Raw genomic sequence first — 13925 nt, forward strand, 5'->3', positions numbered from 1 at the left:
TTGAACCGAAATTACTTGGGCCGCTTGGCGCCGTACTTGGAACGGCTCTGGCGGCGGTCAGACACGCCCGACGTATCGAGCGTACCGCGGATGATATGATACCGGACACCGGGAAGGTCTTTGACGCGGCCGCCCCGGATCATCACTACCGAGTGCTCCTGCAGGTTGTGGCCTTCGCCCGGGATGTAAGAGGTCACCTCGATGCCGTTGGTCAGGCGCACGCGGGCGACCTTGCGCAAGGCCGAGTTGGGCTTTTTGGGCGTGGTGGTGTACACGCGGGTGCACACGCCCCGGCGCTGCGGGCAGGCCTGGAGGGCCGGCGTCTTGCGCCGCTTGGACACTTTGGCCCGTTCCTTGCGGATGAGCTGGTTGATCGTGGGCATAGCCGTCTCCGTTCAAAAAAATCGTAGTGTATGGCAAAGACAGAGGCCTATAGACCCACGGACGCAACATGTCAAGCGCCCCTGGGACCGGCCTCGGAAAAAACTGGCCCTCCCACCCGGTGCGGGCGGGAGGGCCTTACCCTCTACTCTAGATCAAAACGTTTGTCAGCCTAAAAAGTGATCCGAATGCCGCCGTGACCACCCCAGGCGTCGAGGCCGTGGTTGTCGAAGCCGATGCGCTGGTAACGGCCGGTCAGCTCGAAGGCCACGTTCTGGCTCAGGTTGACGGCAAAGCCGACGTCCACGGGGAGGGTGGGGTTGGCGTAGTTGCCGCGTCCGCCGTTCTCCCAGTAGGGGATACGGTCGCCGGAGAACAGGCCGCCGATACCGGTGCCGATGAAGAAGGCGGCCTTGTCGGTGCGCACCGGGTAGTAACGGACCAGGGCGTTGGCGCCAAAGGCCCAGGGGTTGTTGGAATAGCCGTCGCTGCTGGCCACGGTGTACAGGAAGTTGGTCACCGGGCCGCGACGGTCGATCTTGCGCACGTCAAACGAGTAGGCCAGGGCTTCCAGGCCGATGGACAGGCCGTCCATGACGAAATAGCCGCCGCTAAGCCCAAAGGTGATGATGGAATTGACCGACTTCTGGCCGGTGCCGTAAGCGCCGAATTCCGGCGTCACATGGAACGTGCCGGCCTCGCCCATGGCGTGGGACTTTCCCGGCAGGGCGGCGAACCCGATGCACAGGGCCAAAAGCAGGACCCAAATCTTCTTCAGTTGCGCGTTCATGGCCTTCCTCCTTGCAAACACGTCTTGTTGTCCAAAAACAAACCGATGGCGAAAACGACCTGATCCTTATCCGAAGCGCTCCGGCTCCGTGGTTGATGGATACGTCGTTTCTCGAACAACATAAGAACGCCTTCGGGCCTTGACCAGGGGCGGGGGCGTTTTCTCCCCCGAACGCCTCTCCGCCCGGAACGACCTTTAAGCCGTTTAGCAAAGCGTTTGGCGAAGAGCAAGACTTCCCAGCAGGATTGGCCCGGAATTTCCGACCGCCCCGCTTGCCCTGCTTCCGGCTCTGGGCTAGACTTCATGCACTTAGTAACGACATGGAGGCCGCCATGGACGACAAGGACCGTTTCGGCGTCAGTCTGGAAGAGCAGCTGGCCGCCTACAAGGCCAAGATCGAGGCCGCCCGGGCCGAAGCCAAGGACAAGGGGCAGGATTTCTTCGACCGCTGGTCCGGCGATCTCGAAGCGCTGTTGGAGAAATACGACAAGGCTCGCTACAAGCTGACCTTGCTGCGCAAGGGCGGGGGGGACGCCATGGTCGAACTGCGCCACGGCATGGAGCAGGCCCTGGGAGACCTCAAGGCCGCCTTCGCCAAAGCCAAGGACAAATTCTAGTTCGCCCCCATTTTTAAGGATATGATCGCCGTAGAGGGACGCGACAAGAATCCGTTTGTCTAGGGGCCGGGCCAGGCCCCGACCAGACGGCCGGCTTCCCAGACGAGCACCAGGCCCCAAAACAGGATGGCGATGCCGGCGGCGGCCGCCGCCATGTCCTTGATGGCCCTTATGCGCCGGTCCTCTTGGCTGACCAGGAAATCGCACACCCCTTCCACGGCGGAATTGAGCAGCTCGGCCGCCAGCATCTGCCCCGTGGCCACCAGCATGAGCAGGAAGTCCCGCCAGTGGCCGGTTGCGCCAAAAATGGCCAGCACCACCGTCGAGACCACCACTTTCCAGGCCACGCTGCCGTCGTAGAGCACGGCAAAGCGCAGCCCCGAGAGCACCACCCGTACCTTGCGCACCGGATGCCAGCCCGGCTCGCCGGTTCCTAAAAACTTGTTGCGCATCACCTCTCCTTCACGCCTGCCCGGCGCGGGGCATCAGCCTCCCTCCCCTGCTACCCGAGCTTGCGCGGCACGGCAAGCTGGAGCGATTTCTTCCCGCACTCCCTCGCGTCCTGTTGCCGTGTGCTTTCAATCCCTGGCAATGACCCGACAAGAGGGGCGGTGGGTGCATCACTGGCGCGGGCCTTTGTTCCCCGCTAGTGATGCACGCCTTGGCTCTCGCGGCTTCTGGCCCTCTGACGTGAGATCCCTTGGCTGCCTGCTCAATAGGCGAAGCCCCCTTCCGGGTACGCCGAAAGGGGGCCGCAAAACGTCCTGGAAACCCCTCTGTCGAAAAGAGCCTGCCTAGGCCTGGGCGGAAAAGCCGCCTTGCCCGCCAGACTCCCCGGAAGCGGCCATGGCGGCGTAGCGGTCCGCGCCGTAGCGGCCCTTGGCGTACTGGTCGAGCATGGAGGACAGGCCGTCCTTGCTCGCTTCGGTAGCGCCAAAGGACTGTCCTTCGGCATCGGCGGAGAAGGGAAACTCCTTGACCGTCTTGCTGACGATGTTCCCGTCGGCGTCGGTCACCACGGTGGTCTGGGTCATGCCTTCGGTGGAAAAGGCCGTGGTCACCGTGGTGGTGGTCTCCTCGCTACCAGAGCTTTCCGACGAATCGCCCGAGGAGCCGCTTGAACCGCCTGATCCGGCGGCCTGGGAGGTTCCCGAGGACGCGCCCGAGGTGGGCGTCGAGGTGGACGTCGAAACCAGCGCGCCGAAGGCGTCGTAGGCTTCCGTCTCGGTCGCGGTCTTACCATCCGGGCCGGTACGGGTAACGGTATAGGTGGACGATCCGTCGGCTGCGGTGATCTCCGAGCCGGTCTCAAGAATGTTCCCGGCAGCGTCGGCCAGGCTGCTTTTCACGGTAAAGCTGCCGTCTTCGGTGTACGCGCCGGCGGACGTGCGGGTGGAGGTCCGGCCTTCAGCGTCGGTGACGGTCATGGTCGAGGTGAAGGAACCATCCTGGGCCGTGGTGATCGTGCCGGATTCGATCACCGTGCCGTCGGCCGCCGTCAGGGTGTTGTTTTCAACGAAGTTGCCGTCGGCGTCATAGGCCCCGGTCATGGTGCGGGTGGTCGTCGTGCCGTCGGCCTGGACCATGGTCATGACCGTGCTGTACGAGCCGTCAGCGTTCTGGGTGGTGGTTTCCGTGCCGACCACATTGCCGTCGGCGTCGGTCATGGTGACCGAGCGCGACAGACTGCCGTCCTGGTTTTCGGTTTCCGTGACCTCGCGGCTGATTCCGTCCATACCTTCGCCCGGGGGAGGCGGCGGCATGGCCCCGATCTGGGTCGAACCGCTCAAATCCGTCAACGTTCCGGTGGTCATGTCGTAACCCACGGACCCGTTGCCGGCCAGCAGAGCCTGCAGGATGTCATTGAAGCTGCCGACGCTTGCGGTGGACGACGAAGAGGAAGAACTTGCCGCGTCGTCGCCGGTCGTGCTGCCCGTGCCGAGCAGGCTTTCCAGGGAAGACGCGGCCGACGAGGTCTGGCCCGTATAGCTGGCCAGCATCTGGGCCAGCCAACTGTTGGCATTGTCCTGGCCTATGGCTTGTATGCTCATGCCCATGCCTCCTGGGGCGGAAAATTTTGCCGATCTGGACGCACCCCAAGGGAAACTTGGCAAGGTCCATGCCGTATTTTTCCACCAACAGCTTGTGGAAGCAGGAAATTTCCGCCGACGCAGGCGGCAGCCGGGAGGTTACAAGCAACTTGCAGGCCACCAGAAAAACGGCGACAGCTAAGCCGTCGCCGCAATCAACAACCCTGCCCCATCCGGAGGGCCACTGGACCGGGACAGTGCGCAGCCCCTTTGGCTGCAGACAGGCTATTTTAACTTGGAACGCAAGGCCAGTTCATCACTTTTGTCTTCCAACCCCAAAGTCAATTCCACGGATTTAATGGCCTTGTTGAGAACACCAAACACCAAACGCACGCTGTATCCCATCAAGAAAGGCAAAGAGACATAGATTTTCTGGGTATCAGTCAAGGCTCCCAGAGTTTTGGATTCCACCAATTGTCCGAAGCTGTCCATGGAGAACAACACATAGCTCAGGTAGCCCACCATCGCGCCGAGCACGATCCTGGCAATCTGCTTTGGGACGTCGCCTTCGGACAGGGCCAGTTCTTTGGCCAAGCCCAGGAAAACAAAAAACAGACTGAGTTCCGCTCCCAACATTCCAAGACTCATCGACAAGACCATGGGCCAAAACCCCGGAGGAGAAGTCGCCATCATCAAATAACAGGACGCTCCCGCGAGAATAACCGTAAGCAACGTGACTACCAAAACTCCTGGCAGCGCATACTTTCCGAATGGCGATTCCAGTGTATACTTTAGCGTATACAGCGTCGTCGGATAGGTAACTTTGGTCAGTTCGAGTATATACGAATCTAACCGTGCCGACTTTTCCGCATCCCATTCTTGTTTGTTATCGTAGCCGAACTTGATCTCGTTTATCCCTTTTATCACAGAAGGATCGATCTGCAGATTATTATTTATGGCATACTTTAGAAGGCTGTAAGACCTTTTTATTCGCTTGGCGACTTGATCCTCAATTGCGTTTTCCGGCAACTTGATCATGAAACCTCCTAAGGGCAATCAACATGTTGCTGCACGATGCTGGCCGAAATTTCTCCAAGGCAGGATCTTCCAGACAGGATATACGCGGAAAATGTAATTTTTTGCATTTGATTGACCGGATCTCCCCCTATCCAAAACGGAATCCATGTGCCGCCGTTGCATTCAAACCGATACATGCTTGTCATTTTTACCAGTTGGTCGCTGTCAGACGGATACCGAAAAACCTCCCGACGAAACACAGGATCGGACAAACAACTCCCCGAATCAACTCTATAGCAACTTTGGAATTTATCTAAAATACGCCCAACAGGGTCAGTACAGACCCTTCCACCAGGCAACTTATAATACTCTTGATACCCGTCAAAAGGGACTTCGTCATCAAACTCTATATCAGAAGGCCAGCCTAACTTATAAAACACTCCTTTTCTATACAGCTTTACTATATCAATACTACGTAAAATTTTTGAACAAGAGGCCTTAACGGCTCTCACTGCCAAAACACCCGACACAATACTTGAATTATCGCAGGGGACATAGACATATATCCAATTCATGGAGCGCAGATGCGGCACGGTTAGCGTTTGGCCAGGCGTCAAAGCGATCAATTCCGGCCCCCCTGCGTCACGATGCGCCAAATAATACGCGGTCACCGACTCCGGAAGGGCTTGCGGCAAAGCACATCGAGGAGGGGTATGCGCCCACCCCAGGCCCGGACAAGCGATGAGGCATAATGCGAGGAGAAGCTTCTTCATACGACCCTCTTGATTATTGATTTATAAATACTATTACCACAACAAAATCCTCTCCGCAAATGTTTTTAAATATTTATTAACGTGTCGAAATCGTTCACCGTGCCCGCTCCTTGTGGCTCCTCCCATGCGCCTTTAGCCGCTCGACTCAGGCAAATCGGCCACCGAAGCCGCCTCTCCGACGTAACGAACATCCGCCTCCTAAACGACAAGCGCCCGACCGGAGAAACTCCGGCCGGGCGCTCGTAAACAGCGTCGCGGCAGATGCCCTACCCGCCCAGATAGGCCTTTTTCACTTCCGGGTCGTGCTTGAGCTCCTCGGCCGTGCCCGAGGTCTTGATCTCGCCGGTGTCCAGCACGTAGCCCCGGTGGGCAAAATTGAGCGCCACCTTGGCGTTTTGCTCGATGAGCAAAATGGTCAGCCCCAGCTCATTGAGTTTTTTGAGCGTGCGGAACATCTCGTACATCAAAAGCGGAGCCAGCCCCATGCTCGGTTCGTCGAGCAGAATGAAGTCGCAGCCGGTCATGATGGCCCGGCCCACGGCCAGCATCTGCTGCTCGCCGCCGGACAGCGACTCGCTGCGCTGCTTGCGCCGCTCGGACATGCGCGGGAAAAGCGACAGCACCCGGTCGAGGTCGCGGGCGATGGCCTCTTCCCCGTCCTTGCGGGCGTAGGTGGCCAGGATGAGATTCTCCATGACAGTCAGGTTGCCGAAAATCCGCCGGCCTTCGGGAGAGAGGTCCATGTGGAGCTTGCGCACCACGTCGTGGGTCTCCCAGCCGAGGATGGACTGGCCTTCATAGAGGATGTCGCCCTCGACGACCTTGGGGGCCTCGGGAGGCGGCAGGCGCATGATGGACAGGAGCGTGGTGGTCTTGCCGGCCCCGTTGGCGCCGATGAGCGTGACGATCTCGCCCCGGTTGACGTGGAAGGAGATGCCGTGAAGGGCTTCGATATTGCCGTATTTAACCCGCAGGTTTTGGACGGAGAGCAGCATCAGATTGTATCGTCTCCCAGGTAGGCTTTGATGACGTCGGGGTTGTTCTGGATGGCCTCGGGCGTGCCCTCGGCGATGGTGGCCCCGAAATCGATGACCTTGATCCAGGAACACAGGGACATGACCACGTCCATCTGGTGTTCGATCATCCAGATGGCGATGCCGTAGTCCCTATGGATGTCGCCGATGAGCTTGATCAGCCCCTCGACGTCGGCCGAGTTGAGGCCGGCGGCCGGCTCGTCGAGCATGAGGAGCTTGGGCTTGATGGACAGGGCCCGGGCGATCTCCACCAGGCGTTGCACGCCGTAGGGCAGGTTTTTCGGCAGCTCGCTTGCCACCTCGGCCAGGCCCAGGCGGGAGAGCACCTCCATGGCGTGGTCCTCGATGTCGCGCTCGCGCTGCATGTAGCGCGGGGTTCGCAGGAAGCAGTCGAAAAGCCCGTAGCCCAGGGCGTGGTGCTGGGCGATGCGGATATTGTCCAGCACGGTCATCTCGAACCACAAGCGGATGTTCTGGAAGGTCCGGGCGATGCCGCGCGAGGTCACCTGATGGGGCTTTAGGCCCTTGATGGACTGGCCGTCGAAGATGATCTCGCCGCGCGTGGGCTTGTAAAAGCCGCTGACAAGGTTGAACACCGTGGTCTTGCCCGCGCCGTTGGGGCCGATAAGCGCCGCCATCTGGCCCTGCTCCAGGGCCACCGTGAACTCCGACACGGCGCACAGCCCGCCGAAGTACTGGGTCATTTCCTTTACGTCGAGAAGCGCCACGGCCTACCCCTTGAACTTGTAGAATTTGCGAAGCCCGGGAAACACGTCGGCCAGTTCGCGACGCCCCATGATGCCCTCGGGGCGAAACTGCATGAGAAGGACCAGCAGCAACGGAATGACCACCCATTTCCAGACCTGGGTCACCTCGTAAGAATCCGGGATGACCGAGATGTAGTGCAAAAAGGTGTTGAGGAAGCCGAACGCGTCGCGCAGGTATTCGATCAAAAGCGTCATGAGGATGGCGGCCAGCACCGAGCCGGAAAGCGACCCCATGCCGCCGAGATAGACCATGACCATGATCTCGGTGGATTTGAGGATCGTAAACGTGCCCGGGTTCACGTAGCCCAGGATGTGGGCGAAAAGCCCGCCGGCCAGGCCGGCCAGGCCGCAGGAGACCATGAAGGCCACGAGTTTGACCCGGTCGGTGTTGACGCTCATGATTTCGGCCGCGATCTCGTCCTGGCAGATGGCGTCCACGCCCTTGCCGAAGGTCGAGTAAATAAAGCGCCGGATGAGCCAGACGGAAAAGACCGTGCCGACAAACACCCAGATCAGAATCCAGGGCAGGTTTATGGTCTCGTTCATGGCGCTCATGACCGCGCTCATGCCCATGAAGCCGCGCGCGCCGCCGATGGCCCCGATGTTCTCGATGGTGGACTTGACGATGTAGGCGGCGGCGATGGTGATGATGGCCAGGTAGTCGCCCCGGGTCTTAAACGACGGGATGGCGACCAGAAGCCCGACCAGGGAGGCGGCCAGGGCTCCGGCTATCAGCACCAGCGGGAAAAGCCACACGGCCGCCGCCGGGCCGATGAGCGGCTCGCCGAAGACCTGGCTTTTGGTGAAAAGCGCCACGGACAAAAGCGAGGACACGTAGGCCCCGACGGCCATGAAGCCGGCATGGCCGCAGGAGAACTCGCCCATGTTGCCGTTGATGATATTGAGGCTCGTGGCCAGGATGATGTTGACGCCCATGAACATGAGCACGGACTGCCAGTAGACGTTGAGGGCTCCGGTGCCGGCGGCCCAGAGCAGAACCCCGAAAAGACAGGCCAGCAAGGCGGGCACGGTCAGGCGCTGCATACTCATTCCCCCTTGCGAGCCTTAAATTTTGGTCCGCCGGGCCACGCCGAAGAGGCCGGTGGGCCGGATGGACAGGATGAGGAGCAAAATCGAGAAGGCAATGAGGTCGCGGTAGGTGGAGGGGAAAAACGCCACCACCATGATTTCGACGAACCCCAGCAAAAACCCGCCGGCAAAAGCTCCGGCAATGGAGCCGATGCCGCCGACCACGGCCGCGATGAAGGCCTTCCAGCCAATGAGCGCCCCCATGTAGGGGTCGATGACCGGGTAGGTCATGGCGAAAAACAGGCCGGCCAGACCGGCGAAGCCGGAGCCGAGCACGAAGGTGAAGACGATGACCGTGTCGGCCGGGATGCCCATGAGCGGCACGGCGAACCGGTCATAGGAGATGGCCCGCATGGCCATGCCGATCTTGGTGCGCGTCACGATAAAATGCAGCAACAAAAAGGACAGGATGGCCACGCCGATGACCATGAGCTTGATGTTGGTGACCGTGACGCCGAAAATCTCGAAGACCTTGATGGGCACCAGGGTGGGAAAGCTTTTGCGGCTGGCCCCAAGCAGCGCCAGGTTGCCGTTTTCCAGGATAAGCCCGCACATGAGCGCCGTGATGACGACGTAGAGGCGGTTGACGCCCTTGCGCCGCAGCGGCCGGTAGGCGATGCGCTCCAGGGTGACGCCGACCACGGCGGTGAGGACCATGGTGAGGGGGACGGCCACAGCCAGCACCATCCAGCCGGGCAGGCCGGCGAAGACGCCGAACTTGCCGAGCAGGAACATGCAGCAGTAAAAGGCGATGTAGGCCCCGACCATGAAAATGTCGCCATGGGCGAAGTTGATCAGCAACAAAACGCCGTAGACCAGGCAGTAGCCCAGGGCAATAAGGGAATAAAAGCTCCCCCACTGCAAGGCGTTTAGAATGTTTTGCAGGAAGCTCTGGAGCAACGGGGACCCCCTTTCGGCGCATCGTTGGGGAAGCGCGGCCCGGAAGCTTCCGGGCCGCGCCAAGGTTCACGGAACTTCCGTCTACGGGCAGACGGACTTGTAGAAGGCGAACTTGCCGGCGTCGTCGATCTTGACCACCACGGCGCACTTGATGGGGTCGTGGTCGCCGGTGGCGGGATAGGACATGTTGCCGGTGATGCCTTCAAACTTCTTGATGCCGGCCATGGCCTTCATGAGGGCCTCGCGGTCCTTGGCCAGATCGCCGGACATGGGGCCGGCGGCCTGCAGGGCGGCGAGCATCAGGTTGGCGCTGTCCCAGGTCAGGGCGGCGACGTCGTCGGGGGTCTTCTTGTAGAGCTTGGTGTACTCGTCGATGAATTCCTTGGTCTTGCCCTGGGCGCCGGCGGCGGCGTAGTGGGTGACGAAGAAAAAGCCCTTGCAGTTGTCGCCGCAAAGGCCCATCAGGTCGCCCGAACCCCAGGAATCGGAGCCGAGCACGGGCTTGTTGAAGCCCAGGGACTTGGCCTGCTGCACGATCAGCGGCACTTCGTTGTAGTACTGGGGAACGAACAGCACTTCGGCGCCGGACTTGGCGATGTTGGTCAGCTGGGCCGAGAAGTCCACGTCCTTGGTGGTGAAGGTCTCGAAGGCGACCACCGAGCCGGGGCCGTTGATCTTTTCAAAGGCGGCCTTGAAGTCCTCGGCCAGGCCCTTGGGATAGTCGGAGGCGATGTCGTAGAGCACGGCGGCCTTTTTGGCCTTGAACTCTTCGCTGGCGAACTTGGCGGCGGTGGGGCCCTGGAAGGTGTCCAGGAAGCAGCCGCGGAAAACGTAGGGGCGGTTCTTGGTGGTGTTGGGGTTGGTGGACCAGGGAGCCATCATGGGGGTCTTCAGCTCATTGGCGGCTTCGGCGGCGGGCACGGCCTGCTTGCTGGACTGGGGGCCAACCATGCCAATGACGCCGTCCTGGGTGATGAGCTTTCTCGTGGCGGACAGAGCGGATTCGGCCTTGGACTCGTTGTCTTCATAGATGAATTCGACTTTGTAGGTTTTGTCGCCCACTTTCAGGCCGCCGGCGTCGTTGATCTTCTTCTTGAGCATCTCGGCCGCGTTCTTGGACGACTCGCCGACGTCAGGGATGTCGCCGGTCAGCGGGATGTTGAAACCCAGTTTGACGGTGTCGGCCGCCCGGACCGGCGAAGCCAGGCCCAGAACGCAAAAAAGGGCAATCAGCCAGGACCTTTTCATGAACGCCTCCTGTTTGCAGTCGATTTCAAGTACTTACACCTTGACTCCAAGACACGGTCTATAGCGCAAGTCCAGATTGAAGGGAATCCCCCGGACCCGGCGTCCAACATTTTTGTGAAACGTCCGATGACGGGACGAATCATCATTCAACTGGAATTATTGTACTTTCTCAAAAAGCTTGGCAAAGGCTGCAAACCCGGCTTTGCCCAACTCCGCCCCGTGCCCGGTTTTCCGGAACCGGCCGAAAAACCGCCGGCTTCGGCCAAGCCCCCGGCAGAAGCCGGCAACGGGCCGTGGGACCACGTGTCAGTAAAATAAATTTCAGATTTTGACAATATTGTCCGAACATTCTTTGCTGACTCCCCGCTGGCGTCGGAAGGCGTTCTGGGCTATGCCCTTTTTCCCGGTTTTTCCGGCCAAGAAACCGCAAAAGGACCACAAATCATGTCCGCCACCGCCCGACTGCGCATCACCTGCCCCGACCGGCCCGGCATCGTCTCCGCCGTGACCACGTTTCTGTACACCCACGGGGCCAACATCATCGACCTCGACCAGCACTCCACCGATCCCGAGGGCGGCACATTTTTCATGCGCCTGGAATTCTACACGCCCTACATCGACGTGTCCCGGGCCGCCCTGGAGGCCGCCTTTGGCGAGGTGGTGGGCAACCGCTTCGACATGGACTGGCGGCTATCCTACTCCGACGTGCCCAAGCGCGTGGCCGTGCTGGTGTCGCGCCACGACCACTGCCTGATGGAGCTTTTGTGGCGCTATGCCCGCAAGGAGCTGCCCTGCGACATCGCCATGGTCATCGGCAACCACGAGGACCCGCGCGAGGCCGTGGAAGGCTTCGGCGTGCCCTACCACTGCGTGCCGGTGGGCGACGGCGGCATGGCCGAGGCCGAGGCCCGCATGGCCGAACTGCTCGGGACCGGCGTGGACCTGCTCGTCCTTGCCCGCTACATGCGGGTGGTCTCGGGGGATTTCCTGCGACCTTACGACAACCGGGTCATCAACATCCACCATTCCTTCCTGCCGGCCTTTGTCGGGGCCGACCCCTACCGCCAGGCCCATGAAAAGGGCGTGAAACTCATCGGAGCCACGGCCCATTACGTCACGGCCGAGCTCGACGCCGGCCCCATCATCGAGCAAGACACCGCTCGGGTGACCCATCGCCACAGCGTGGCCGACCTCAAAGCCATGGGCAGCGAACTGGAGCGCACGGTGCTGGCCCGGGCCGTTACTTGGCATCTCGAAGACCGGGTGATCGTTTTCGGCAACAAGACCGTGGTGTTCCGCTAGACGGCCGCCCCCTCCCCTTTCGCCGATCAGCGCCCCGGACCAGCCGTCCGGGGCGCTTTTTTTGGCCTTGGCATTCTCCCGGCCGGGGCGGCCCCTTCCGCGCCGGCTGGGCCGTGTTCTTCCCCACGCCGCCGCGCCGCCTGCTTGCCGGCCACGGCCGGGCCAGGCTTTTTCCTTCGCCTTTTCCACTTTTCCGTCAGCTGTAGATTGCCTCATTCCGCATGATTTGCTATCAAGCGCTACTTTTTTATAATTACGTATGCATCTTTGGAGCACGATCATGACGATTTTCTTCCGAACCCTGGCCCTGGCCCTGCTGCTAGCCGTCCCGGCCGCCCCGGCCCTGGCCGGCGGAAACGAGCTGGTCTTTTCCTGGCAGTCCAACTGCGGGCCGCTCAATCCCCACCTCTATTCCCCCAACCAGATGTACGCCCAGAACATGCTTTACGAGCCCCTGGTGCGCTATGACGCGGGCGGCAAGATCGTGCCCTGGCTGGCCGAGCGCTGGGACATCTCTCCTGACGGGCGCACCTATACCTTTCATCTGCGCCAGGGCGTGACCTTCTCCGACGGCACGCCCTTTGACGCGGCCGCAGTCAAGGCCAACTTCGAGGCCGTGCGCAAAAACCTGCCGCGCCACAAATGGTTGGAGCTCATCAACCAACTCGACGTCCTGGAAGCCCCGGACCCGGGCACGTTTGTCATGAAGCTCAAGGGACCCTACTATCCGACGCTCCAGGAACTGTCCCTGATCCGCCCGTTGCGTTTCGCCTCGCCGGCCGTCTTCCCCGACGACGGCGACACGTCCAAGGGCATCAAGAAAGCCGTGGGCACCGGGCCGTGGCTCCTGGCCGAAACCAAGCTCGGCGAGTACGACCTGTTTACGCGAAACGACAAGTACTGGGGCAAGAAGCCGGCCCTGGAGCGCGTGCGCGTCAAGGTCATCACCGATCCCAACGCCCGGCTGACCGCCTACGAAACCGGCGACGTGGACCTCATCTACGGTTCCGGCGGCCACGCCTCGGGCCAGATCGGCATGGACGCCTTCAAGCTGCTGGCCGCGGACAAGGCCAACGTCACCGGGATTTCCGGCCCCCTGGGCACGCGGGCGCTTTGCCTCAACTCCGGGCGCGGCCCCACCCGCGACCTGGCCGTGCGCCAAGCCGTGGCCCACGCCGTGGACAAGGCGGCTCTGGTCAAGGGCGTGTTTCTGGACGTGGAAAAGCCGGCCGACACGCTTTTCGCCTCGGACATTCCCTACTGCGACCTCAAGTTGCCGCCCTTCGCCTTTGACCGGGCCAAGGCCGAAAAGCTCCTGGACGACGCGGGGTGGAAGCTCCCCAAGGGCGCGACCGTGCGGCAAAAGGACGGCAAAGAGCTGGAAATCGACTTCTGCTTCATCGGCAACGACGCCCTGCAAAAGTTCATCGCCGAACTCATGCAGGGGGAACTGGCCAAAATCGGCATGCGCATCCGCCTGGTCGGCGAGGAAAACGACGCCTTCGGCAAGCGCCAGCACGACGGCGAGTTCGGCATCATCTTCAATGACACCTCAGGCCCCCCCTACGAGCCCCACGCCGTGGTCGGCTCCATGCGCTCGCCCTCCCATGCCGACTACCAGGCCCAGGTCGGCCTGCCCATGAAGGCCGATATAGACGCCAAGATCACCCAGGTGTTGACAACCACCGACGAGGGAACGCGCGCCGCCCTGTACAAGGACATTCTGACCACCCTGCACGAACAGGCCGTCTATCTGCCCCTGACCAACATGACCAACATCGTGGTCCATCGCCAGGACGTCACGGCCCCCGGGTTCATGCCAACCAAGTATGAGATTCCCTTTGAGGGAATGACCAAACGCTGAAGCGGCAACCGCAACACCCGTTACGGTTTGTTGTAAAACAACTCTAACTGTAGCCTATTGCCGCCCGAGTCAGCGTTTCGGCATTTCCCGAACATGACGCCAAGCGACACGGC

At 61.0% G+C, this 13925-nt stretch carries 14 protein-coding genes; 3 read left to right on the forward strand and 11 right to left on the reverse strand.

Features of this window, described 5'->3' with window-relative positions; translation table 11 throughout:
- Positions 1-11 precede the first annotated feature (11 nt).
- Together rpsL and C3Y92_RS15225 are read right to left on the reverse strand one after the other, a co-directional pair.
- Positions 12-383, reverse strand: a complete 372-nt coding sequence (gene rpsL / locus C3Y92_RS15220) for a 30S ribosomal protein S12 (protein WP_006918780.1) — start codon at positions 381-383, stop codon at positions 12-14.
- Between the two features lie 170 nt (positions 384-553).
- Entirely contained in the window at positions 554-1171 is a 618-nt protein-coding gene (locus tag C3Y92_RS15225; protein WP_129353918.1) for a hypothetical protein, read from the reverse strand.
- Positions 1172-1503: 332 nt separating this feature from the next.
- Between C3Y92_RS15225 and C3Y92_RS15230 the strand changes: the two genes are divergently transcribed.
- Positions 1504-1788 carry a sll1863 family stress response protein gene (locus C3Y92_RS15230; protein WP_043601527.1) on the forward strand — a complete coding sequence of 95 codons (285 nt, stop codon included), beginning with the start codon at positions 1504-1506 and terminating at the stop codon, positions 1786-1788.
- Between the two features lie 59 nt (positions 1789-1847).
- On the opposite strand, the gene C3Y92_RS15235 is transcribed toward C3Y92_RS15230, so the two are convergent.
- From C3Y92_RS15235 to C3Y92_RS15275, 9 genes are all read right to left on the reverse strand, one after another.
- Positions 1848-2240: a diacylglycerol kinase gene (locus C3Y92_RS15235; protein ID WP_129353920.1), complete on the reverse strand. Its 393-nt coding sequence runs from the start codon at positions 2238-2240 to the stop codon at positions 1848-1850.
- 342 nt (positions 2241-2582) lie between these two features.
- Positions 2583-3839 (reverse strand): hypothetical protein, encoded by a 1257-nt coding sequence (locus tag C3Y92_RS15240; RefSeq protein WP_165352126.1) that lies wholly within the window; start codon positions 3837-3839, stop codon positions 2583-2585.
- A gap of 264 nt (positions 3840-4103) precedes the next feature.
- A complete protein-coding gene (locus C3Y92_RS15245; RefSeq protein ID WP_129353924.1) occupies positions 4104-4856 on the reverse strand; it encodes a hypothetical protein in 753 nt (250 codons plus the stop codon).
- A gap of 8 nt (positions 4857-4864) precedes the next feature.
- Positions 4865-5608, reverse strand: coding sequence for a hypothetical protein (locus tag C3Y92_RS15250; protein WP_129353926.1), 744 nt, complete (start codon positions 5606-5608; stop codon positions 4865-4867).
- Between the two features lie 266 nt (positions 5609-5874).
- A complete protein-coding gene (locus C3Y92_RS15255) occupies positions 5875-6603 on the reverse strand; it encodes an ABC transporter ATP-binding protein (protein ID WP_129353928.1) in 729 nt (242 codons plus the stop codon).
- A complete protein-coding gene (locus C3Y92_RS15260; RefSeq protein WP_129353930.1) occupies positions 6603-7370 on the reverse strand; it encodes an ABC transporter ATP-binding protein in 768 nt (255 codons plus the stop codon). Before C3Y92_RS15260 ends, C3Y92_RS15255 begins: the two co-directional genes overlap by 1 nt.
- A gap of 3 nt (positions 7371-7373) precedes the next feature.
- Positions 7374-8453 carry a branched-chain amino acid ABC transporter permease gene (locus C3Y92_RS15265; protein ID WP_129353932.1) on the reverse strand — a complete coding sequence of 360 codons (1080 nt, stop codon included), beginning with the start codon at positions 8451-8453 and terminating at the stop codon, positions 7374-7376.
- 21 nt (positions 8454-8474) lie between these two features.
- The gene (locus C3Y92_RS15270) at positions 8475-9398 is read right to left on the reverse strand and encodes a branched-chain amino acid ABC transporter permease (RefSeq protein ID WP_129353934.1); all 924 of its coding nucleotides are present in this window, start codon (positions 9396-9398) and stop codon (positions 8475-8477) included.
- Between the two features lie 81 nt (positions 9399-9479).
- Positions 9480-10646, reverse strand: coding sequence for an ABC transporter substrate-binding protein (locus C3Y92_RS15275; protein WP_129353936.1), 1167 nt, complete (start codon positions 10644-10646; stop codon positions 9480-9482).
- Between the two features lie 444 nt (positions 10647-11090).
- Between C3Y92_RS15275 and purU the strand changes: the two genes are divergently transcribed.
- Entirely contained in the window at positions 11091-11948 is an 858-nt protein-coding gene (gene purU, locus C3Y92_RS15280; protein WP_129353938.1) for a formyltetrahydrofolate deformylase, read from the forward strand.
- A gap of 280 nt (positions 11949-12228) precedes the next feature.
- Positions 12229-13812, forward strand: a complete 1584-nt coding sequence (gene nikA, locus C3Y92_RS15285) for a nickel ABC transporter substrate-binding protein (RefSeq protein ID WP_129353940.1) — start codon at positions 12229-12231, stop codon at positions 13810-13812.
- The last annotated feature ends 113 nt before the right edge of the window (positions 13813-13925 follow it).

This window comes from Solidesulfovibrio carbinolicus, assembly GCF_004135975.1.
In the GTDB taxonomy this organism is placed as follows: domain Bacteria; phylum Desulfobacterota; class Desulfovibrionia; order Desulfovibrionales; family Desulfovibrionaceae; genus Solidesulfovibrio; species Solidesulfovibrio carbinolicus.

Coding starts and splice junctions, on each gene's coding strand:
- rpsL (WP_006918780.1), bottom strand. CDS start 383: ATGCCCACGATCAACCAGCTCATCCGCAAGGAACGGGCCAAAGTGTCC.
- C3Y92_RS15265 (WP_129353932.1), bottom strand. CDS start 8,453: ATGCAGCGCCTGACCGTGCCCGCCTTGCTGGCCTGTCTTTTCGGGGTT.
- C3Y92_RS15255 (WP_129353928.1), bottom strand. CDS start 6,603: ATGCTGCTCTCCGTCCAAAACCTGCGGGTTAAATACGGCAATATCGAA.
- C3Y92_RS15230 (WP_043601527.1), top strand. CDS start 1,504: ATGGACGACAAGGACCGTTTCGGCGTCAGTCTGGAAGAGCAGCTGGCC.
- purU (WP_129353938.1), top strand. CDS start 11,091: ATGTCCGCCACCGCCCGACTGCGCATCACCTGCCCCGACCGGCCCGGC.
- C3Y92_RS15235 (WP_129353920.1), bottom strand. CDS start 2,240: ATGCGCAACAAGTTTTTAGGAACCGGCGAGCCGGGCTGGCATCCGGTG.
- nikA (WP_129353940.1), top strand. CDS start 12,229: ATGACGATTTTCTTCCGAACCCTGGCCCTGGCCCTGCTGCTAGCCGTC.
- C3Y92_RS15240 (WP_165352126.1), bottom strand. CDS start 3,839: ATGAGCATACAAGCCATAGGCCAGGACAATGCCAACAGTTGGCTGGCC.
- C3Y92_RS15275 (WP_129353936.1), bottom strand. CDS start 10,646: ATGAAAAGGTCCTGGCTGATTGCCCTTTTTTGCGTTCTGGGCCTGGCT.
- C3Y92_RS15225 (WP_129353918.1), bottom strand. CDS start 1,171: ATGAACGCGCAACTGAAGAAGATTTGGGTCCTGCTTTTGGCCCTGTGC.
- C3Y92_RS15250 (WP_129353926.1), bottom strand. CDS start 5,608: ATGAAGAAGCTTCTCCTCGCATTATGCCTCATCGCTTGTCCGGGCCTG.
- C3Y92_RS15245 (WP_129353924.1), bottom strand. CDS start 4,856: ATGATCAAGTTGCCGGAAAACGCAATTGAGGATCAAGTCGCCAAGCGA.